General features: G+C 65.8%; 21 protein-coding genes. 9 read left to right on the forward strand and 12 right to left on the reverse strand.

Annotated elements, in window-relative coordinates; translation table 11 throughout:
- On the forward strand, positions 1 to 216 hold a 216-nt coding region (locus Q8P46_16930; GenBank protein ID MDP2621831.1), incomplete at its 5' end, for a DNA mismatch repair protein MutL.
- 396 nt (positions 217 to 612) lie between these two features.
- Here the strand turns inward: Q8P46_16930 and rsmD are convergent.
- Together rsmD and Q8P46_16940 are read right to left on the reverse strand one after the other, a co-directional pair.
- Entirely contained in the window at positions 613 to 1185 is a 573-nt protein-coding gene (gene rsmD / locus Q8P46_16935) for a 16S rRNA (guanine(966)-N(2))-methyltransferase RsmD (GenBank protein ID MDP2621832.1), read from the reverse strand.
- A gap of 5 nt (positions 1186 to 1190) precedes the next feature.
- The gene (locus tag Q8P46_16940; protein ID MDP2621833.1) at positions 1191 to 2021 is read right to left on the reverse strand and encodes a pseudouridine synthase; all 831 of its coding nucleotides are present in this window, start codon (positions 2019 to 2021) and stop codon (positions 1191 to 1193) included.
- 67 nt (positions 2022 to 2088) lie between these two features.
- Between Q8P46_16940 and Q8P46_16945 the strand changes: the two genes are divergently transcribed.
- Entirely contained in the window at positions 2089 to 2520 is a 432-nt protein-coding gene (locus tag Q8P46_16945) for a nucleoside deaminase (protein ID MDP2621834.1), read from the forward strand.
- 9 nt (positions 2521 to 2529) lie between these two features.
- On the opposite strand, the gene Q8P46_16950 is transcribed toward Q8P46_16945, so the two are convergent.
- The 3 genes from Q8P46_16950 to purD are packed head-to-tail and all read right to left on the reverse strand — an operon-like array spanning position 2530 to position 5582.
- Positions 2530 to 3372 carry a patatin-like phospholipase family protein gene (locus Q8P46_16950; protein ID MDP2621835.1) on the reverse strand — a complete coding sequence of 281 codons (843 nt, stop codon included), beginning with the start codon at positions 3370 to 3372 and terminating at the stop codon, positions 2530 to 2532.
- A gap of 30 nt (positions 3373 to 3402) precedes the next feature.
- Positions 3403 to 4296 carry an alpha/beta hydrolase gene (locus Q8P46_16955; protein MDP2621836.1) on the reverse strand — a complete coding sequence of 298 codons (894 nt, stop codon included), beginning with the start codon at positions 4294 to 4296 and terminating at the stop codon, positions 3403 to 3405.
- The gene (gene purD / locus Q8P46_16960; GenBank protein ID MDP2621837.1) at positions 4293 to 5582 is read right to left on the reverse strand and encodes a phosphoribosylamine--glycine ligase; all 1290 of its coding nucleotides are present in this window, start codon (positions 5580 to 5582) and stop codon (positions 4293 to 4295) included. Before purD ends, Q8P46_16955 begins: the two co-directional genes overlap by 4 nt.
- A 124-nt stretch (positions 5583 to 5706) precedes the next feature.
- Between purD and xseA the strand changes: the two genes are divergently transcribed.
- From xseA to Q8P46_16975, 3 genes are all read left to right on the forward strand, one after another.
- Positions 5707 to 7134, forward strand: coding sequence for an exodeoxyribonuclease VII large subunit (xseA, locus tag Q8P46_16965; GenBank protein ID MDP2621838.1), 1428 nt, complete (start codon positions 5707 to 5709; stop codon positions 7132 to 7134).
- A gap of 85 nt (positions 7135 to 7219) precedes the next feature.
- The gene (locus Q8P46_16970; GenBank protein ID MDP2621839.1) at positions 7220 to 7447 is read left to right on the forward strand and encodes a DUF2093 domain-containing protein; all 228 of its coding nucleotides are present in this window, start codon (positions 7220 to 7222) and stop codon (positions 7445 to 7447) included.
- A gap of 28 nt (positions 7448 to 7475) precedes the next feature.
- Positions 7476 to 7616, forward strand: coding sequence for a hypothetical protein (locus tag Q8P46_16975; GenBank protein ID MDP2621840.1), 141 nt, complete (start codon positions 7476 to 7478; stop codon positions 7614 to 7616).
- 254 nt (positions 7617 to 7870) lie between these two features.
- Here Q8P46_16975 and Q8P46_16980 read toward each other — a convergent pair whose 3' ends face one another.
- From Q8P46_16980 to Q8P46_17000, 5 genes are all read right to left on the reverse strand, one after another.
- Entirely contained in the window at positions 7871 to 8656 is a 786-nt protein-coding gene (locus Q8P46_16980) for a hypothetical protein (GenBank protein ID MDP2621841.1), read from the reverse strand.
- 117 nt (positions 8657 to 8773) lie between these two features.
- Entirely contained in the window at positions 8774 to 9328 is a 555-nt protein-coding gene (locus Q8P46_16985) for a hypothetical protein (GenBank protein MDP2621842.1), read from the reverse strand.
- Positions 9329 to 9647: 319 nt separating this feature from the next.
- Positions 9648 to 9911 carry a PadR family transcriptional regulator gene (locus tag Q8P46_16990; protein MDP2621843.1) on the reverse strand — a complete coding sequence of 88 codons (264 nt, stop codon included), beginning with the start codon at positions 9909 to 9911 and terminating at the stop codon, positions 9648 to 9650.
- A gap of 14 nt (positions 9912 to 9925) precedes the next feature.
- Positions 9926 to 10336 carry a DUF3775 domain-containing protein gene (locus tag Q8P46_16995; protein ID MDP2621844.1) on the reverse strand — a complete coding sequence of 137 codons (411 nt, stop codon included), beginning with the start codon at positions 10334 to 10336 and terminating at the stop codon, positions 9926 to 9928.
- Between the two features lie 228 nt (positions 10337 to 10564).
- Entirely contained in the window at positions 10565 to 11500 is a 936-nt protein-coding gene (locus Q8P46_17000) for a DMT family transporter (GenBank protein MDP2621845.1), read from the reverse strand.
- 482 nt (positions 11501 to 11982) lie between these two features.
- Here Q8P46_17000 and Q8P46_17005 point away from each other — a divergent pair, with 482 nt between their 5' ends.
- The 4 genes from Q8P46_17005 (at position 11983) to Q8P46_17020 (ending at position 15283) form a co-directional block, all read left to right on the forward strand.
- Positions 11983 to 13539, forward strand: a complete 1557-nt coding sequence (locus Q8P46_17005) for an alpha/beta fold hydrolase (GenBank protein ID MDP2621846.1) — start codon at positions 11983 to 11985, stop codon at positions 13537 to 13539.
- Between the two features lie 113 nt (positions 13540 to 13652).
- A complete protein-coding gene (locus tag Q8P46_17010) occupies positions 13653 to 14147 on the forward strand; it encodes a carboxymuconolactone decarboxylase family protein (GenBank protein ID MDP2621847.1) in 495 nt (164 codons plus the stop codon).
- A 108-nt stretch (positions 14148 to 14255) separates the two neighbouring features.
- On the forward strand, positions 14256 to 14618 hold the full coding sequence (locus tag Q8P46_17015) for a nuclear transport factor 2 family protein (protein MDP2621848.1): 363 nt from the start codon (positions 14256 to 14258) through the stop codon (positions 14616 to 14618).
- 62 nt (positions 14619 to 14680) lie between these two features.
- Positions 14681 to 15283 (forward strand): pyridoxamine 5'-phosphate oxidase family protein, encoded by a 603-nt coding sequence (locus Q8P46_17020; protein ID MDP2621849.1) that lies wholly within the window; start codon positions 14681 to 14683, stop codon positions 15281 to 15283.
- A 58-nt stretch (positions 15284 to 15341) separates the two neighbouring features.
- Here the strand turns inward: Q8P46_17020 and Q8P46_17025 are convergent, their stop codons facing one another.
- The gene (locus Q8P46_17025; protein ID MDP2621850.1) at positions 15342 to 16802 is read right to left on the reverse strand and encodes a UbiD family decarboxylase; all 1461 of its coding nucleotides are present in this window, start codon (positions 16800 to 16802) and stop codon (positions 15342 to 15344) included.
- Positions 16799 to 18715: a TRAP transporter fused permease subunit gene (locus Q8P46_17030; protein ID MDP2621851.1), complete on the reverse strand. Its 1917-nt coding sequence runs from the start codon at positions 18713 to 18715 to the stop codon at positions 16799 to 16801. The genes Q8P46_17025 and Q8P46_17030 overlap by 4 nt, the downstream gene beginning before the upstream one ends.
- Positions 18716 to 18732: the final 17 nt, after the last annotated feature.

Genomic DNA, 18732 nt, shown 5'->3' on the forward strand with positions numbered 1-18732 from the left:
CTTGCCGTGCGGCTTAAGGAGCGGCTCGACGCGGTCGCTTCCACCATGGCCTGTCACGGCAGCGTCAGGGCCGGCCGCCGCCTGACGGCGCAAGAGATGAACGCGCTGTTGCGCGAGATGGAGGCGACGCCCCATTCCGGCCAGTGCAACCACGGCCGGCCGACCTATGTGGAATTGAAGCTTGCCGACATCGAGCGCCTGTTCGGAAGGCGCTAGACGCGGGCGTCGAGGCAACGTCACGCGCCAGCTCACGTCGCTGCCGGGCTTGACAAGCCTGCCCTCGGGGTCGGCAAAGCTTGTCCTCGGGCTCGCGAAGCAAGACCCGGGGGCAATCCATGCGGCGGCTCCGCCACACCCCCACCCAGCTCCCCCTAAGCCGGCCAGGGCCGGCAAGGCTCCGCATCCCTCTCCCGTCAAGGGGGAGGGGAATGGTTATTCGTCGTTGCCGGGCCTGACCCGGCAATCCATGCGGCGCAGCCGAGGATCCAAACGGTCCTGATGCATCCGCTGCGCTGCCTCATGGACCCGCGGGTCAAGCCCGCGGGTGACGAGGAGGAGAAGGGAGCTCCCGGGCCGTCGCTTGTCCGGGATGACGAGGGGGATGGACAGGAGTCAGGGCGCACTTTCGTGGGATAGGAAAATCAGCTCGCTGTCGCCGTTTTGCCGGCGGTCGGTCTCGGTGAAACCTCGAGGGGCTGCAAAGCCCGCCGTACGGGCCTCCTCGACCACGATCACGGCGCCGTCTTTAAGCCAGCCGCCGTCGCGCGCCGAGGCGAGCGCACGCTCGGCCAGGCCCCTGCCATAGGGCGGATCGAGAAAGGCGAGCGAAAAACGGCCGAGGGTCCCGGCCGGCCCAAGGCTTGTCGCGTCGCGGCGGAAGAGTTTGGTGACGCCGGTCAAGGAAAGGGCCTCGATGTTGCGGCGGATGAGGGCGCGCGCGGAAGCCCGCTCCTCGACAAACAGGCAGAAGCGTGCGCCGCGCGACAAGGCCTCGAGCCCCAAGGCGCCGGTGCCGGCGAAAAGGTCGAGCACGCGCGCAGCCGGCACCGGGTCGCCGTCGGCCCGGTGGGCAAGAATGTTGAACAGCGTCTCTCGCAGCCGGTCGGAGGTCGGCCGCAGCGACGTGTCGCCGGCGCGCGGGCCTGCCAGATGCGCGCCCCTGAAACGTCCGGCGACGATGCGCATGAGATTCAGCGCTCCCTTTTTTTCGCCCGGCGCGGCGCGGGGAGACTGACGCCGGCGGCGCGCGAAAGCCGCGGACCGAGCTGGTCGCGCAGCACTCGCGGCTTGACCTCGTCTGCCGCGCCCGGCGCCAGATCGCCGAGCATAAACGGGCCGAAGGAGACGCGGATCAGCCGGTTGACCTTAAGCCCCAAATGCTCCAGCACCCGCTTGACCTCGCGGTTCTTGCCCTCGCGCAGGCTCAAACTGAGCCAGACATTGTCGCCCTGGACCCGGTCGATCCTGGCGCTGATCGGGCCGTATTTCACGCCCTCGAGGGTCAGCCCCCGTTGGAGCCGCTCAAGGTCGGCCTCCGCCACGCCGCCGAAGGCGCGAACGCGATAGCGGCGGAGCCAGCCGGTCGAAGGCAGTTCGAGGAGCCGCGCCAGCGCCCCGTCATTGGTAAGGAGCAGCAGCCCCTCGGTGTTGAAATCGAGCCTGCCGACGGAGACCACCCGCGGCAGGTCGCCCGGCAATCGCGCGAACACGGTCGGTCGGCCCTCGGGGTCCTTGTGGGTCGTCACCAGACCTTTCGGCTTGTGGTAGCGCCACAGCCGGGCCGGCTCGATTTGCGGCAGCGGCTTGCCGTCGACGGTCACCCTGTCGGCGGGCGCGACATTGATCGCCGGCGAGGTCAGGACCACCCCATTGACGGCGACCCGGCCTTCAGCGATCCAGCGCTCCGCCTCGCGGCGCGAGCAAAGCCCGGCGCGTGCGAGAAGCTTGGCGATGCGCCCGCCGCCCGGGGAGGCGACCTCGGCCGTGGTTCGTTTATGCTTGGCGGCTTGAGGCTTCCTCATGCTATCTCGCTCTCAGATGGAACCGCAGAAACTTTCAGAACTGGGCGCCGGCGGCAAGCCCTCGCCCATGCACCGGGCGCTCCAACTTGCCCGCGAGGCCGCCGCGCTCGGCGAGGTGCCGGTCGGCGCCGTCATCGTCGGTCGCGACGGCGCGGTCGTCGGCGAAGCCCACAACGAGACCCTGACCGTCCCCGACCCGACCGCCCATGCCGAGTGCCTGGCCATCCGCCGGGCGGCGGCGCGCGTCGGTTCGGAACGCCTCGTCGGCTGCGACATCCATGTGACGCTCGAGCCCTGCGCCATGTGCGCGGCGGCGATCTCCTTTGCCAGATTGCGGCGGCTCTATTTCGGCGCCCCCGACCCCAAGGGCGGCGCGATCGAGCATGGGGTGCGATTCTTTTCCTCGCCCAGCTGCCACCACGCACCGGAAGTCTATGGCGGGATTGGCGAGAAGGAGTCCGCCGCCCTGCTTAAACACTTTTTTAATGAACGCCGTTAAGCCATTGATCTAAGAAGTGTTTAGAATGAGTTCCAGCCGGCGCTTCAGCTCCTCCTTGGTCGGGTCCGCGGCCTTCAGAATGGCGCGGACCTTGAGGAAATCGAGCACCCGGAACTCGTTGACGTCGGGCCTGAGCAGGATGTCCGGGCGGTCGCTGCGGAGCTTTTCGGAAATGATGCTCTGCATCAGGATCTGGGCTGCGCCGAAGATCGCGTTCATGGGCGTGGGGATTTCGCGCCCGTCGCGCTGCGCCGGCCCGCTGACCACGTCGACCGCGATGACGATGTCGCTGCCGGCAAGCTTGTCGGCGGGGAGCGGGTTGACCATGCCGCCGTCGACCATGACGCGGCCTTTGTGGATCACCGGCGTGAACAGCGGCGGAAAGGCGATCGAGGCCGCGATCGCGGCGCGCAGCGGCCCTTCGGTCATCTCGCATTCCGACCAGCCGTAGAAGTCGGTGGCGATGATCGAGAGCGGCGTCGACAGGTCGCCGAAGTCCTGGGCCAGACTGTCGGGGACGAAGAGGTCGATGATGCGCTCGGCGTCCAACTGAACGGCATTGAGGACGCCGCGCGCGAACCACTCCTTGAAGCGGCGCGGCCTGAGCTGCATCAGCTTGGCCAGCACCCGCCCACGATCGCCGAGGACCTCGAGCACATGGGCGCGGATCTCGCGGCCGGCGAGCCCGGAAGCGTAACCGGCGCCGATGATCGCGCCGATACTGGTGCCGGAGATGCGTGCGGGCCTCAGCCCCAGCTCGTCGAGTGCTTCGAGAACCGAGATATGCGCGAAACCTCGCGCCCCGCCGGCGCCGAGCGCCAGGCCGATGGTGGATTGCCGGGCCGTTTTCATGTCTCAAGCTCCAGGCAGCAACGGCCTTGCCTATTTGCGCAGGAAGGCCATCAGCGCTTCGACCGTCGCGGCCGGGTTTTCCTCGGGCAGAAAATGGCCGGCGTCGATTTCCGCGCCGTCGACATTGCCGGCCCACTCCCGCCACACGCCAAGCGGCGTTTGCGCCTCTCCGGCGAGCCCGCCCTTTCCCCACAGAGCCAGAACCGGACAGCCGATCTGCTTGCCCGCGTCGCGGTCGGCCGCATCGGCCCGGTCGTCATAGGTCCGGCCGGAGCGATAGTCCTCGCAAGCGGCATGAATGCGGAGGGGATCGCCAAAGGACAGCCGGTAGCGGGTGAGCGCCTCGGCCGAAAAGGCGGAAAGGTCGCCGGCCTTGGTCCAGCTTGCGCAGATGCGGTCGAAGAATTCCACCGGCGCTCGGGCGATTAGCGTCTCGGGCAAAGGTTCCGGCTGGGCCAGGAACAGCCAGTGAAAGAGCCGCATGGCGTTGTCCGCCGTCAGCCCCGCCCACACCGCATGGGTCGGGATGATGTCGAGGACCGCGAGCCGGTTTACCCGGTCGGGGAAATCGAGCGCCATGCGGTAGGCGACGCGCCCGCCGCGATCGTGGCCGACGACGCGGAAATCCTTGAAGCCGAAGGTCTCCATCAGTTCCACATTGTCGTTGGCCATGGCGCGCTTGGAATAGGTGAAGCGCTGCGGGTCGCTCGGCGGGCAGGAGCTGTCGCCATAGCCGCGCAGATCGGCGGCGACGACGGTGAAGCGCTCGGCGAGCTTCGGCGCGATGCGGTGCCACATCACGTGTGTCTGCGGGTAGCCGTGCAGCAAGAGGAGCGGCGGGCCGGCGCCGCCCGAGCGCGCATGGATGGTGGCGCCGGCGGTATCGACGATATGGGTGTTGAAACCTTTGAACAGGTCGCTCACGGTGAGCCGCCGGCCCGTTCGCGGGCGACCGCCCGCCAGCCGATGTCGCGGCGGCAGAAGCCCTCCGGCCAGTCGATCTTGTCGACCGCCGAATAGGCCCGGGTCTGGGCCTCGGCGACGCTGCGCCCGCGGGCGGTGACGTTGAGCACGCGCCCGCCATCGGCCAGGATGCGCCCGTCCGAGCGCCTTGTCCCGGCGTGGAAGATCATCACGTCCGGGTCCGCGCCCGCATCCTCGAGCCCGCGGATCTCGCTCCCCTTCTCATAGCTGCCCGGATAGCCGTTGGCGGCCATGACCACGGTCAGCGCCGTCTCCTCGCGCCAGTGGACGGACATTTTCTTGAGCATCCCGCGGCTCGCCGCCAGCATCAGCTGCAAGATGTCGTCCTCTAAGCGCATCACCAGCACCTGGCACTCCGGATCGCCAAAACGCACATTATATTCAATCAGTTTGGGCCCGTCCTCGGTGATCATCAGGCCGGCGTAAAGGACGCCGGAATAGGGCGTACCGGCTTCGGCCAGCGCGCGCACGGTCGGGCGCAGAATCTCGTCCATGGTTGCGCGGCAGAGGGCGTCGGTCATCACCGGCGCCGGCGAATAGGCGCCCATGCCGCCGGTGTTCGGCCCGTGGTCGCCGTCGCCGACCCGCTTATGGTCCTGGGCAGTGGCGAGCGGCAGGATGCTGCGCCCGTCGACGAGCGCGAAAAAGCTCGCTTCTTCGCCGGTAAGGTGCTCCTCGATCACCAGCGAGGCGCCGGCCGCGCCGAACTTGCCGGCGAAGATTTCGTCTACGGCGGCAAACGCGGCATCCCTGGTCATGGCCACGGTGACCCCCTTGCCGGCGGCAAGGCCGTCGGCCTTGATGACGATCGGCGCGCCAACCTCCCTGAGATATTGGGCGGCGCTTTCCGCATCGAAGAAGCGCTGATATCGCGCCGTCGGGATGTCGTTGCGGCGGCACAATTCCTTGGTGAAGCCCTTGGAGCCCTCGAGCCGGGCCGCCGCCGCGCTCGGCCCGAAGGCCTCGATGCCGGCGCGCCTCAGATCGTCGACGAGGCCGGCGACGAGCGGCATCTCGGGTCCGATCACCACATAGTCGATCGCCGCATTGCGGCAGAAGGCGATCACCGCCGCGTGGTCGCCGGCGTCGAGGTCGACGCAGCGGGCGATCTCGGCCATGCCGGCATTTCCCGGCGCGCAAACGAGCTCGCTCAAGAGCGGGCTCTTCGAGATCGCCCAGGCGAGCGCGTGCTCGCGGCCGCCGCTGCCGATGACCAGTACCTTCATGAAATGCCCCCCGCTTTCGGCCCTGCTTGCTTTCGGCCCCACTTGCTTGTGTGCTATCACCGGCGCGCCCCGAACGGAACCGCATTCGGGCCGGCTTTGGGGATAATACGGAGTCACCGGAACATTGGCCGAGGCAACGAGCAATATCGCCGAATATTCGGTCTCCGAACTCTCCGCGCGGCTCAAGCGCACGGTCGAGGAGAATTTCGGCTATGTGCGCGTGCGCGGCGAGATTTCCGGCTATCGCGGGCCGCATACCTCCGGCCACTGCTATTTCGCGCTCAAGGACGAGGCGGCCAGGATCGACGCCGTCATCTGGCGGGGCGTGTTCCAGAAGCTGCGCTTTCCGCCGGAGGAGGGGATGGAGGTGGTCGCCAGCGGCAGGCTCACCACCTATCCGAACCGGTCGAGCTATCAGATCATCATCGATTCGCTGGAGCCGGCGGGCGTCGGCGCGCTGATGGCGCTGCTCGAAGAGCGCAAGCGCAAGCTTGCCGCCGAAGGCCTGTTCGACGAGGCGCGCAAGCGCAAGCTGCCCTATCTGCCGGGCGTCATCGGCGTCGTCACCTCGCCGACCGGCGCCGTCATCCGCGACATATTGCACCGGCTCGCCGACCGTTTTCCGCGCCGCGTGGTGGTCTGGCCGGTGCGCGTGCAAGGCGAGAGCAGTGCAGCGGAGGTGGCCGCCGCCATCCGCGGTTTCAATGCGCTTGAGCCGGGCGGCAGGATCCCGCGCCCGGATGTGCTCATCGTCGCCCGCGGCGGCGGCTCGGTCGAGGAGCTGTGGGGCTTCAACGAGGAAATCGTCGTGCGCGCGGTTGCCGACAGCACGATCCCGGTCATCGCCGCGGTCGGCCACGAGACCGACTGGACCTTGATCGATCTTGTCGCCGATGTGCGCGCGCCGACCCCAACGGCGGCAGCCGAGATCGCGGTGCCGGTGCGCGCCGAGCTCATCGCCGCCGTCGACGATCTTGCCCGGCGCATGGCGCGCGCCGGGCTGCGTTATTTTTCCGAACGCAGGACCGCGCTGCGCGGCGCCGCCCGCGGCCTGCCGAGACTGAGCGAACTCCTGGCCCTGCCGCGACAGCGCTTCGACATGGCGGCGGGCCGGCTGACGCAATCGCTGCGGGCCAACACCCACACCCATGGCGTGCGCTTTGCCCGCGCCACGGCGCGCCTTGCGCCGGCGGCCCTGAGCCAGAGGCTCAGCCGCGAGGGCGGACGTATCGCCGAACTCGGCGCCCGCGCCGGCCGCGCCCTGCCGCGCCAGCTCAAGGAGCAGCGGCGCCGGCTCGATGCGGCGGTCAAGCTTTTCGCCTCGCTCGGCTACGAGAACGTGCTCAGGCGCGGCTTCGCGCTCGTCCGCGACGAGGCCAGAAAGGTCGTGCGCAGCGCCGCCGCGGTGGCGCCGGGCGCGGAGCTGGAGATCGAGTTCGCCGACGGCACGATCGGCGCGACCGCGCATGAGGCGCCGGGACCGGGCGGCGGCAAGCGCCGTCTGGCGACCCGGAAGCCGGCTGATCCCGGCCCGCAGGGCTCGCTGTTCTAGGCTTTGGCACCCTCGGACAAGTTGGGGTTGGCAAAATCTTTCGCCGCACGATATGTATCTCGCTCTGGACCCAAGCGAGCCGCCGATGAACCGATTCGAAAGATCCTTCCAGCGCCAGGACGAAGCGAAGCTGCGCTATGGCAACGGCGATTTCGAGGTGCTTTCGCCGGGGGCTTTCGTGCGCTGTGCGGTGACCGGGCAGCCGATCGCGCTCGAGGAGTTGCGCTATTGGAGCGTGGCGCTGCAGGAGGCCTATGCGACGCCGGAAGCCTCGCTCAAGCGGTATCAGGAAACGGCGGCGCAAAACGACTAGGTGCAACATCCTCGACCGCACCAAGGAGATGCTGATCCGCGGCGGCGAGAACATCTTTCCGCGCGAGATCGAGGAGTTCCCGATGACGGTGACTGGCAAGGTGCAGAAATTCATCATACGCGAGCAGATGATCGAGGAGCTGGGCCCCGCGGTCGAGAAAACGGCCTGACCCGGTCACCGCCGGCGGCCACTAGCAGGCTGTTGAAAATGTGCGATGGAAGCCCACACAGCGCCCCCTCGCCCCCGTGGGGAGAGGGACAGGGTGAGGGGGGACATGCGTGAGCTATTGAAACTCCCAAGCCCCCTCAGCCGCCCGCCTTCGCTCCGCTATGGCGGGGTGCCCCCGATCAGGTCGGGGGCAGGCTCTTTCCCCACCGGGGAGAGGTGTTTGCGGTGGCTCGATCGCCGTATTTCAACAGCCGACTAGGACCAATCCAACAGCCGTTTCAGTAAATCGGGAATCGCCCCCGGCCCCAGCGTGCGGGCCATCACGACGGTCATGGCGTAGTACCCCCAATGGGTGACATAGGAATAGGCCAAGCCATTCGGCACGCGCAGGATAAGATAAGGAAAGGCGAACCCGAAGACGGCCGCCAGGGTCGCAAACCGCGCCACATAGCCCCAGGGCACGTCGCCGAACGCGAGCAGAAGATGCGCTCCGCCGAACAGGACCGCGCAGGTGATCGATATTTTTCGAAGGCTGTGATTCTGAGCCGATAGGGTGAGAACGAGGGCGACGACGAGAAGCTGCTGAAACAGGATCTCGACGGATTTCGGCAGAAAGTACCATGGCGTGGCGAGCGGGAGCTCCGGCGGATTGACCCCGCGCGGGCTGAATGGAGGCAAGGCGGGAAGGACGTACCCGGCGAACAGCACGGCGCCCGCGAAAGCCAGGAACCAGACGACAAAGCTCGCCAGCCGGTTTTCGAAGGTGGCCCATCTGGTGTAGCGGGACCAGCTGGCGTATTGCGGCCAGAACGCGATGACGGCGATTCCGGCCCAGAAGACGTAATACAGGGTGATGGCGATGGAACCCGCATTGTAGTCGGGCTTGATGCCAAGCGCCGGCAACAGAAAGTAGTATCCGAGATCCGAGGCGACCCATATCGCCGCGATCAGCGCCGTCGTCCAGACGAGCCGGGCACCGTCCCGCTCTTGCTCGCGGGGGGGCGAGCCGTTTGACAAATTGTCACCGTGAGTAAGGCGCATCTCAAAATTGCATGCCGCGAGACCATCCCGGGTGCAGCCTCGATATTTCTACTCGCTTACCGGTCCAATCCTTTGATGCGTGTCAAGTTGCGATTGACCGTCGATTGACCGTGCGGGTCATCGGTGCTGGTGGCCCCCATGCTGTTGCCCGGCGGGCGCGCCGCCCGCATAGCCCCGCAGTTCGGCGTACCGCCGGAGCTGTGTCGGCACCAGTACCTCGATGGTCGCAAGATGATACTTCAGGTGAGCCGCTCTGAGCGCCGCCTGCGTTGCGCCGATCGCCCGCGTGGTGGCTACGAGGCTTGCCTCGGTCACGGCCTTGCCGGCGAATTGCCGGTCCAACTCGGCTTCCAGCGCGATCAACCTTTCGCCGAGCGGAACCGTTTCGGCCCTCATTGCCGCATGGAGCTCCTGCACCTTGACCCGCTGCGTCTCCGACAGCTCCAGGGATTCGGAAAGTTCGAGGACATGCACGGGACCCGGATAGCCGTTGAGCTCGGCGGCGAGTGCCAGCCCCATGCCGCGGCCGGCCTTCAGATCGGCGATTTGCTTGTCGGAGAGGCTCTTTATGGTCCGCGTCTCGAGACCTGCGTACGGCTGTTGCGTTTCCGCCAATGACGTGTACGGCGCTACGGCAATTGCGACCGCGACGGATAGTGCCAAGCGTTTCATGTTTGTTGCTCCTGAATGACCTCGCGTTGCGGAGGCAACGCTTGATTACCAAAGACTCTGTTGCTGCGGCTATTAGAAGGCCCACATTTCGCCGAAGGTTCCCAGCGAGGCGATTTTTTTGTGACAATATATGTCAGGCACGGCATCCGCCACGGTCAGAAATCGCATTCCAGGAACCCCTGGCGCCCCACTATCCATTGCACCGCATATTAAACCGCTCGCCCCGATTCGCCGGTCCGTTTCGAAGCGAAGCTGGCCAGCTTCGCGCTCCCACTGTTAGCCCCGAGGCCCTTTATCGAGAGATGGCCAAGCGGCGAAATTAAGAACGTTGCGGTCCTTGCCGGGCTTCGAACAACTCGCCGAAGAGCTCCTTCACTTTCTCCTTGGCGTCGATCAGGGCGTCCCGACCCTTCGGCGTGATCGAGTAAAATCGCCGCGACCGTTTGCCTGTCCCCTCCCGCCGCGACGTGAGATAGCCCTTGCGCTCCAGGCTGTGCGGCATCGGATAGAAAGTGCCGGGGCTGAGGCGGCTTGAATCGCGACTTTCGCGAAGCTGGTTCGCGCGGGCCCCTGAGGGCCGCACGAGTGCCCACTGGCTTAGCTCAGCTTCAGCTCGTAGAGGCCCTTCATCAGCAATTCGTGCAGGTCGGCCTCGCTGGTGAGCTGGGCCGCGGGAAGGTCGACGATTGAGGCTGAGTCGGCAAACGCCTTGTCCCACTGCGCGGCGCCGTAGTCGCCGCGGGCGATCCAAACGAGCGCTTGCAGCTCGCGCCGCGCGTCGGTCGACAGCGCAGCGATCGTTTGCCGCAACGCCTTGCGCGCGGGATGGTCGAAGGGCAGCGGATCAAGCCCCAGCGCCGCGGCGGGGTTGTGCTCGCCACGCGCCGGCTTTGGCTGTCCCAAGTCCTGCTCGCGAACCTCGCTAAGGATCACGTCGCGTGCGTCGCGGGCCGCCTTGGCAAGCTGCGCGATCCGTTCGACGTCTTCGGTGGATATGTGCTTGAGCATGTGTGCCTCATGATGATCTTGTCAGATTAATGAAGCCGAGTCGCTGCTTTCAAGCATGACCCTAGAATGGGTTTGACGGGGGTTGACACGGGAGCAAGGGCCTATGCAAAGAAAATTGGTCACCGGCGCTCTTGGTCATATCGGCTCGGAGCTCGTTCCCGCGTTGCGCGAGCGCTACGGTCAGGACGCGGTGCTCGCTTCGGACATCCGCATCGGGCCGCTTGCCGATCAGCGGTCGGCGGTCACGGGCGGGATGGGCGGCATCGCGTCTCTTTTCTTGGCCAGGGCGGCTTCGCGCCGGACGATATAGAATGCGGAGCCCGCAATGATCGCGGCGCCCACCCATGTCCAGACTTCGGCGACCTCTCCGAACAGCAGGAAGGCGAACAGCGCGATAAACGGGAGGCGCGTATAGTCGAAAGGCATGATCGCCGACGCATCCGCGGTCGCAAGGCTACGGGCGAGCGCAAGATGCGCCAGCGTTGCCAGGACGCCGAGGGCTGCGAGAATGACGTAATCCTGCCCATGCGGCCATACCCACACGAAGGCCGCCGGCACCAGCGACAAGGGCGTCATCAGCAAGTTCAAATAGAGCACGGCCGTCCCGGCGCGCACGGTGGCGGACATATGTTTGAGTAGCAAGACGGACGCCGCCATGAAGATAGCGGCGACGATGGGTAGCGCCATGACCGGGGATACCTCGGCGATCCCGGGCCGCATGATCACCAGCATGCCGAGAAAGCCTATGGCGGTTGCACTCCAGCGGCGCAGTCCGACTTTCTCCCGGAGGATGATCGCGGCCCCGGCAACGATAAAAAGCGGCATGGTGAAATTGAGCGCCACGGCGTCCGCCAACGGTACGAGCGCGAGCGAGGTGAACCAAAACCCCATCGCGATAACGCCGACGACGGCACGTGCCAAGTGAAGCCTGAAATGACGGGTGTAGAAGGCGGGAAAGCCGCTCGACAGCATCCATGGCAGCATCGAGGCCACAGCGAACAGATTGCGGAAGAAGGCGACTTCCAGAGGCGGCAGGTCGGCGGTTGCCATCCGCACAAGGGCATTCATGAGCGCGAAAAAGAAGGCGGCGGCCGTCATATACAACGCCCCCTTCGTCGCATCCGAAATTGCGGGCAGGCGTCGATGCGGACCGGTTTTCAACATGGGGAAAGCAATCCGCCAGGGGGTTCTACCGAAACTGCGCGAGGGAGACACCGGGCGGGGATCCGCTCCCATGCCGCCGCCCGCTCGGTCTGTCCGCTACCGCTATGCGGCAGCCCGGGTCACGAAAATCCAGGGGAACTGCACCCCAATGTGCCGAGAGTTCAAGTCCAAAATGAAAATGCAGTAAAGCCGACATTCCCCAGAGGCTCCCTCGAACCGGCCCGGATGATGGCAGAAGGCGTCACGGTTCAGCCGTCCCGCCTTTCGCCGTGGTAGGCCGGTAATGAGGCGCAGACCGGGCGCTGAAGTCGATTTCGTCGGCTTAGGGCTGGCGAGCTGGCTTGCGGGTGGCGGTGCCAGTACAGCCGGATATAATCCGGAGCGGACGGTAAGGCGGGAGAAGCCGTTCCGCATCGCCCAGGCAGGGAAATTGCCATCGGTGCTATACTTTCAATGTGGAAACCGGGCAAAACAGCTACGCCGTGACCCCCCCCGAGACCCGCTACGCCAACAGCGACCAAGTCCGGATTGCCTACCAGGTGGTCGGCAACGGCCCGATCGACCTTGTTTTCGTCCCCGGGTTCATCTCCAACCTCGACGTCCTTTGGGAGGACCCCGGCTATGGCCGGCTGCTGCGGCGGCTCAGCGCCTTCAGCCGCGTGATCCAATTCGACAAGCGAGGCACCGGCCTCAGCGATCGAGTTGACACGCGTCATCTACCCACCCTCGAAGTGCGTATGGATGATGTTCGCGCGGTCATGGATGCCGCCGGCAGCGGGCGCGCCGTGCTGCTGGGCGCTGCAGAGGGCGCCTCAATGTCGATCCTGTTTGCCGCCGCTTATCCAGCGCGGACGCGCGCCCTGGTGCTTTACGGCGGCTATGCGCATTTCCAAACCTCGGTCATGGGCCGTGCGGCGCACGCAGAGTTCATCCGCGATGTCGAAAGCGCCTGGGGCAGCGGCGCAAGCCTGCCGAATTTCGCCCCGGAGCGGGCAAAGGATCCCCGCTTTCAGGCATGGTGGGCTCGGTTCGAGCGGCTGTCCGCGAGCCCCACCGCCGCCGTCGCGCTGGCCCGTATGAACGCGCAAATCGACGTGCGCAACGTCCTCGAGGCCATCCGCGTTCCGACCCTCGTCATGCACCGGCGCGAAGACGGGCGGGTCAAGTTCACCGGCGGCCGCCATCTCGCCGAGAAGATCGGCGGCGCGCGATTTGTCGAACTGCGGGGGCGCGACCATCCGATCTGGATCGGCGATATCGACCGTATCGTCGACGAGATCGAGGAATTCGTCACCGGCGTCCGGCCGGCGCCGTCCCACCATCGCGTACTGGTGACGATTCTGGTCGCGCGTCTGGTCGCGCCCGAGCGATTGGCGCGGCGACTGGGCGACGGGCATTGGCGCGAACGTCTCGACCGGTTCCGCCAGGCCACGGCCGACGCGATTGCGCGCTTCGAGGGAGAAACGGTCGTCGTCGGCGCGGAGGAAATCTGTGCACGGTTCGATGGGCCGGCGCGTGCAATCGGATGCGCGCTCGCGCTTCGCGACGCGGCCGATGCGCTCAAGCTCAGGCTTGCGGCCGGGGTTCATACGGGGGAAGTGGAAATTCATGACGGCGCGCTCTCGGGGTACGCGGTGCATGTGGCCGAGCGGATTTCGACATATGCCGACGCCGGCGAAGTGCTGGTGTCGGGAGTCGTCAGCGATCTTGTCTCGGGCTCCGGACTGCACTTCGTGGAGCGCCCTATCGAGCACATCAATGAAGGCGATGGACGGCTGCGCCTGTTCTCGGTCATGGTCGAGCAGCATCTGGAGCCGGTCACACGCCCCGCCAAGACGCCGAACTTGGAGGCGCTCACCGGAAGAGAACGCGAGGTTCTCGCGCTTGTCGCGGACGGGCTCAGCAACGCGGCGATCGCCGAGCGCCTCGATCTCAGCGAGCATACGGTCAAGCGCCACGTGGCCAATATCCTGGTGAAACTCGATCTGCCGACGCGCGCGGCCGCCGCGGCCATGGCGGCCCGGCCACCGGTTGGCTGATTGGCGATATGGCCCGAACGGGCCATCGGCGGAATGGCCCGTTCGGGCGAAGCGGGCCGTCTTCGATCGGATTAGTAGTGGAAGCGTGGGGGCATCACTTGATGGAGACCAACATGCGCAAATCCACTGGACTTCTGATCACGGTCGTGACCGCAGTATCGCTGGGCGCGATCAGTCTCATGGCGCCCGTCGCGTCGGCGGAGGATATGTCCGCGCAGGCGACGTATCGCGACATCGACGAGACGCTCGGAATGGTACCAAGCTTCTTCAAGCTGTTCCCGGAAGTCGGCATCGCCGGGGCCTGGGCCGAGTTCAAGTCGGTCCAGCTCAATCCGAATACCGAGCTCGACGGCAAGACCAAGGAGCTGATCGGCCTCGCCCTGGCGTCGCAAATCCCTTGCCAGTATTGCGTCTACTTCCACACGGCGGCCGCCAAAGCCAACGGCGCCAGCGAAGAGGAGATACGCGAGGCCGTCGCCATGGCGGCGATCGTGCGCCACTGGAGCACGGTGCTCAACGGCATGCAGGTCGATCTTGACGGCTTCAAACGCGAGACGGACGCCGTCCTGCGTCTCGCCGGCGAAAAGGCCAAGAGCGCACAAAAGTGACGTTCACGCGAGCATCCCACTCTCGCTCCGTGAGGGTGGGATGCCTGTGCAAGAAGCGAGGCGAAGATTTGCCTACGCGCATGTCCGAAATCAGAACAGGAGGAGATCATGAACCTGAAAATGGGCGGCGTGACCGGTTCAGCGATTAAGCAGGCCATCGAAAGCCGAGACGGGCGCATGCTGGCGAGCTTTTATGCCGATGACGCCGTGGTGCGCGTCATCGATCGCAACAATCCGCCGAGCCGGCCGCGCGAAGTCCGCGGCAAATCGGCGATTACGACCTTCTGGGACGACATCTGCAGCCGCGCGATGACGCATGAAGTGAACTTCAGCGCGGCCGAGGGTGATCGGCTCGCGTTCTCTCAGGCTTGCACCTATCCTGACGGAGCAAAGGTGTTCTGCCTTGCGATGCTCGAGCTCAAGAACGGCAAGATCGCTCATCAAACGTTGGTGCAAGCGTGGGACGAATGACAAACAATCGCCTCCATCACGGCGTCCCGGCCAAGCCGCAGCGTCAGCGCGGGAGAGGATTGATGATCGACAGCATCATGTATCACGAGGGGAACCGCCGGCTGCAGGATCAGTTCGACAGCCGTCGGATTTCCGATCGTCTGGAAAAATTCACGCGCACGCAGTTCACGCCGGACGACAAGGCGTTTATCGAAGGTGCACAGTATTTTTTCCTCGCGACAGCAGATGCCGAGGGACGGCCCGATTGCTCCTTCAAGGGCGGCATGCCGGGTTTCGTGCGCGTCACGGGACCGTCCGAATTGGCGTTTCCCGACTATGACGGGAACGGCATGTTCAAGAGCCTCGGCAATATTCTGGTCAATCCCTACGTCGGCATGCTTTTCATCGCCATGCACGGCACGCCGCGGCGTTTGCGGGTCAACGGCAAGGCGACGCTGAGCCCCGACGATCCGCTTGTTGCCGGAACCGTTGGCGCGCAGCTCATCGTTCGTGTCGCAGCCAGGGCAATCTTCCCGAATTGCCCGCGCTACATCCCGACCATGCAGTTGACCGAACCGTCGATCTATACGCCACGACCCGGCCGTGAACCGACCGAGCCGGCGTGGAAGGGATTCGCCGATTTCAAGGACTGCGTCCACCCGCGCCGACCCACCTTTAAGGGCTGATGGGGTTATTCCGCGGAGATGAAAAATGCTTCGGGCTGCGTTGGGTGCCGTTGCCTTCCTAGTCCAATAGCCTGGAGCCGAAGAACAAAGGCGAGAGCGCACGCACGAGCGGCAGGGACTCCTTGGCGGCGAAGTTCTCCAGCTTCAAGTCGGGCTTGTGCGGGCGGACCCGCTCGAACTTGTCCCGCGCTTCCGCGTCAGCCGGCGGCGGGATGGTGGCGTCGATCATCATCTTCGAGCCGAAGCGCTGCCACAGCGCGGTGCCGGCGGCGCCGAGCTCGGCCAGAGCCGCGTCCATCGGGTGGTTGTGGGTGCCGGGAATGACGACCACGTCCTTTTCCGGGTGCACCCGCGTTGCCAGCGCCCACAACAGCTCGGAATGATTGAAGATGTCGACGTCCGGGTCGACGGCGATGACGATCTTGGGGTGCAGATATTCCGACGAAAGCGCCGCCATCATCAGGTTCTTGGCCTCGCCGTAGAAGCGCGGCGTCATCTGGATCGCCACGGCGAAGATGCCCGGCAGCACCATGACATTGTGCACCTCGGGCCCGCCGCCGACATTGCGCAGGCGGCGCAGGATGGTGGCGCTCTGCGGCACCTTGTGGAACACGCAGCCTTCCATCTCCGAGCCGTTCTGCAGGCTCTTGAAGATGGCGTCCTTGCGCCGCGTCATGCACTGATACTCGACGATCGGGTTCTTGCCGGTGCCGGTCAGGTAATAGTCCTGGAACTCGGAGAACGGTCCCTCGTCCTCGCGGATATGCGGCGGCACGTGGCCCTCAAGCACCAGCTCGGCATCCGCCGGCACTTCCAGGTCCACCGTCTCGCACTTCACAAGCCGCACCGCCTCGCCGAGATAGCCACCGGCGATCCCCAGCTCGTCGGTTCCGTAGGCCGCCGTGGTCGCCGCGGCCATGTAGTATAGCGGATGGTGCCCGATGATGACGGCGACCGGCATCGCCTCGTCGCGGGCCTGGTATTTGAGATAGTTCTTCCACGAATGGCGCGGCACCAGCAGGATGCCCGACTTGTCCGGCCCCTTGATCTGCAGCCGGTGGAAGCTCAAGTTGCGCTGGCCCGTATCCGGGTTCTTGGTGACGACCAGGCCTGAGCCGATCACTGGCCCGCCGTCGCGCTTGCCCGCGACATGCACCGGCAGCTCGGTCAGGTCGAACTCGCCCTTTTTGAGCTTCACCTCCTTGACCGGACCATCATCGACCATCACTGGCGGCACGCAGGTGCCGAGCCGCTCGGCGACCAGCGGCACGAGATTTTCCTCGCTCGTCCCGAAGGCGATCGCCGCATGGCGGACATTGGCCGGCGCCTGTCCGAGCGAGCGCCAGCCATGCGGCAGGTTCTCGAACAGGACCGCTTTCTCGCGGCACTGATACAACAGAGCGCCCATCTCGGTCAGCGGATCGACCGGCTTGTCGACGCGGATCAGCTCGCCGGCCTCCTTCAGTTCGGCGATCCAGGTCCGCATGTCCTTGAGCTTGGAGCGTGATGCGACATTCATGGGCTGGTTTCCTTCGCTGAGCGATTGATTGTTAAGCTGCGCGTGCTGATCCCCACCAGCGCCACCGCCGCCACCGCGGCGCCGGTGAGCCAAAGCCACGATTGTGCTCCCTCGACCAGCGCCGCAATCCCGACCGCCACCATCAGCACGCGCATGAGGAGCGACAGCGGGCGGCCGAGAAAGCCGACAACACCGGCGCAGAGCATGAACACGCCGAGCACCGAGCCGAGCATCATGTTGATGATGGCGCCGGTCCCGCCGTCGAGCAGAAACGCCGGATTGAAGACGAAGACAAAGGGCAGCAGATAGGCGACGAGCGCCATCCGCACGGCGAGAAAGCCGGTGCGCATCGGCGGGCATTCCGCGATCGCCGCGGCGACGAACACGGCGATGCACACCGGCGGGGTAAGGAAGGACAGGGTGCCGAAATAGAAGACGAAGAGATGCGCCGCCAGAGGCGGCACGCCGCCCTGGATCAACGCCGGACCGACCAGGACCACCAGGATGATGTAGGTGGCGGTGACCGGAACACCCATGCCGAGCACGATGCTGCCCAGCGCCGCCAGCAGCAGGAGCAGCCACACCTGGCCGCCGGAGGCCTGCACCAGGGCCTGCGACATGTTTGTCCCCAGGCCGGTGATGCCCAGGACCCCCATGACTAGCCCGGCGACGGCGCAGATCAGCGCGACATAGACCACCGCCTCGCCGGTCTCCACCACCATGTCGAGAAAGGCGCGCAGCGGCCTGCGGAACTCCTTCAGAACGAGGCTCAAGGCGGCTATCGCCGCGGTTCCGGCGAGGCCCGCCGCCTCGGGGCGCCAATGCAGCCCGAACAGCATGTAGAGCAGCAGCCCGACCGGAAACACCAAGGGCGCGGCGTGACGTAGCGCCTCCCGCATCGGCGGCAGGTCGTCCACCGCGACGCCACGCATGCCGCGGCGCGCCGCCTCCAGGTCCACCTGGATGAACAGGCCGGCATACAGCAGCAGCGCCGGCCACAGGGCGGCCAGCGCCACCTCGGCATAGGAGATGTCGAGGAATTCGGCGATGAGAAATCCGGTCGCGGCCATGACCGGCGGCAGGATCAGCCCGCCTGTGGAGGCCACCGATTCGATCGCGGCGGCTTCGTACGGCGTATAGCCGTTCCGCTTCATCATCGGGATGGTGACCATGCCGGTGGTGGCGACGTTGGCCGAGGCGCTGCCGGAGAGCGAGCCGAACAGCGCGCTGGCGACCACCGCCACCTTGGCCGGCCCGCCGCGGCGGTGGCCGACGACGGCGAAGGCAAGGTCCGATATGTACTTTCCGGCGCCGACCCCGAACAGAACCTTGCCGAAGAACAGGAATGCCGTCACGATCGAGGCGGCGACGTAGAGTGGTATGCCGAAGACGTTGCCCTGACCCATGTAGGTGTAGATCAAGAGCCGGTCGAAGCGCAGCGGGCGCACCTCGAGCAGGCCCGGCAGATGGCGGCCGAAATAGGCGTAGAGCAGAACGACGACGCCGATGGCGCAGATCGCTGTACCGGCCTGGCGGCGGGTCGCCTCGATCAGCAGCAACAATCCGACGCCGCTGGCCACGATCTTGTCGGTGGTCAGGAAGCCGAACTCCGATACCAGCACATGGTAGTAGCCGACGAAATAGATGCCGACGGCAGCCGACGCGACGAGTGCCAGCACGTCGTACCAGGGGACCCGGTCCGCATGCAGCCCTGGCCGCAGCGGAACCCAGATGAAGGTGACGATAAGGCAGATTGCGAGGAAGAAGCCGAGGAACTGCTCCTTGTAGATGAGCAGCCCGAAGCGCGAAAAGACGTCGAAAGCGTAAAGCGCCGCCGCCAGCGGCAGCAACCCTGCGAGCAGGCGCGCAATCAGGGCCCAAGGCCCGGACAGGTCTCGTTTATCAGTGAGCACAACGGGCCCCGTTCGTG

The sequence above is a fragment of the Hyphomicrobiales bacterium genome (assembly GCA_030688605.1).
Lineage (GTDB): Bacteria > Pseudomonadota > Alphaproteobacteria > Rhizobiales > NORP267 > JAUYJB01.

Coding starts and splice junctions, on each gene's coding strand:
- Q8P46_16980 (MDP2621841.1), bottom strand. CDS start 8,656: ATGCGCCTTACTCACGGTGACAATTTGTCAAACGGCTCGCCCCCCCGC.
- Q8P46_17010 (MDP2621847.1), top strand. CDS start 13,653: ATGCGCAAATCCACTGGACTTCTGATCACGGTCGTGACCGCAGTATCG.
- Q8P46_16950 (MDP2621835.1), bottom strand. CDS start 3,372: ATGAAAACGGCCCGGCAATCCACCATCGGCCTGGCGCTCGGCGCCGGC.
- Q8P46_16995 (MDP2621844.1), bottom strand. CDS start 10,336: ATGCTCAAGCACATATCCACCGAAGACGTCGAACGGATCGCGCAGCTT.
- Q8P46_16985 (MDP2621842.1), bottom strand. CDS start 9,328: ATGAAACGCTTGGCACTATCCGTCGCGGTCGCAATTGCCGTAGCGCCG.
- Q8P46_17000 (MDP2621845.1), bottom strand. CDS start 11,500: ATGTTGAAAACCGGTCCGCATCGACGCCTGCCCGCAATTTCGGATGCG.
- rsmD (MDP2621832.1), bottom strand. CDS start 1,185: ATGCGCATCGTCGCCGGACGTTTCAGGGGCGCGCATCTGGCAGGCCCG.
- Q8P46_17015 (MDP2621848.1), top strand. CDS start 14,256: ATGAACCTGAAAATGGGCGGCGTGACCGGTTCAGCGATTAAGCAGGCC.
- Q8P46_17025 (MDP2621850.1), bottom strand. CDS start 16,802: ATGAATGTCGCATCACGCTCCAAGCTCAAGGACATGCGGACCTGGATC.
- Q8P46_16975 (MDP2621840.1), top strand. CDS start 7,476: ATGCTGATCCGCGGCGGCGAGAACATCTTTCCGCGCGAGATCGAGGAG.
- purD (MDP2621837.1), bottom strand. CDS start 5,582: ATGAAGGTACTGGTCATCGGCAGCGGCGGCCGCGAGCACGCGCTCGCC.
- Q8P46_16945 (MDP2621834.1), top strand. CDS start 2,089: ATGCACCGGGCGCTCCAACTTGCCCGCGAGGCCGCCGCGCTCGGCGAG.
- Q8P46_16940 (MDP2621833.1), bottom strand. CDS start 2,021: ATGAGGAAGCCTCAAGCCGCCAAGCATAAACGAACCACGGCCGAGGTC.
- Q8P46_16970 (MDP2621839.1), top strand. CDS start 7,220: ATGAACCGATTCGAAAGATCCTTCCAGCGCCAGGACGAAGCGAAGCTG.
- Q8P46_17020 (MDP2621849.1), top strand. CDS start 14,681: ATGATCGACAGCATCATGTATCACGAGGGGAACCGCCGGCTGCAGGAT.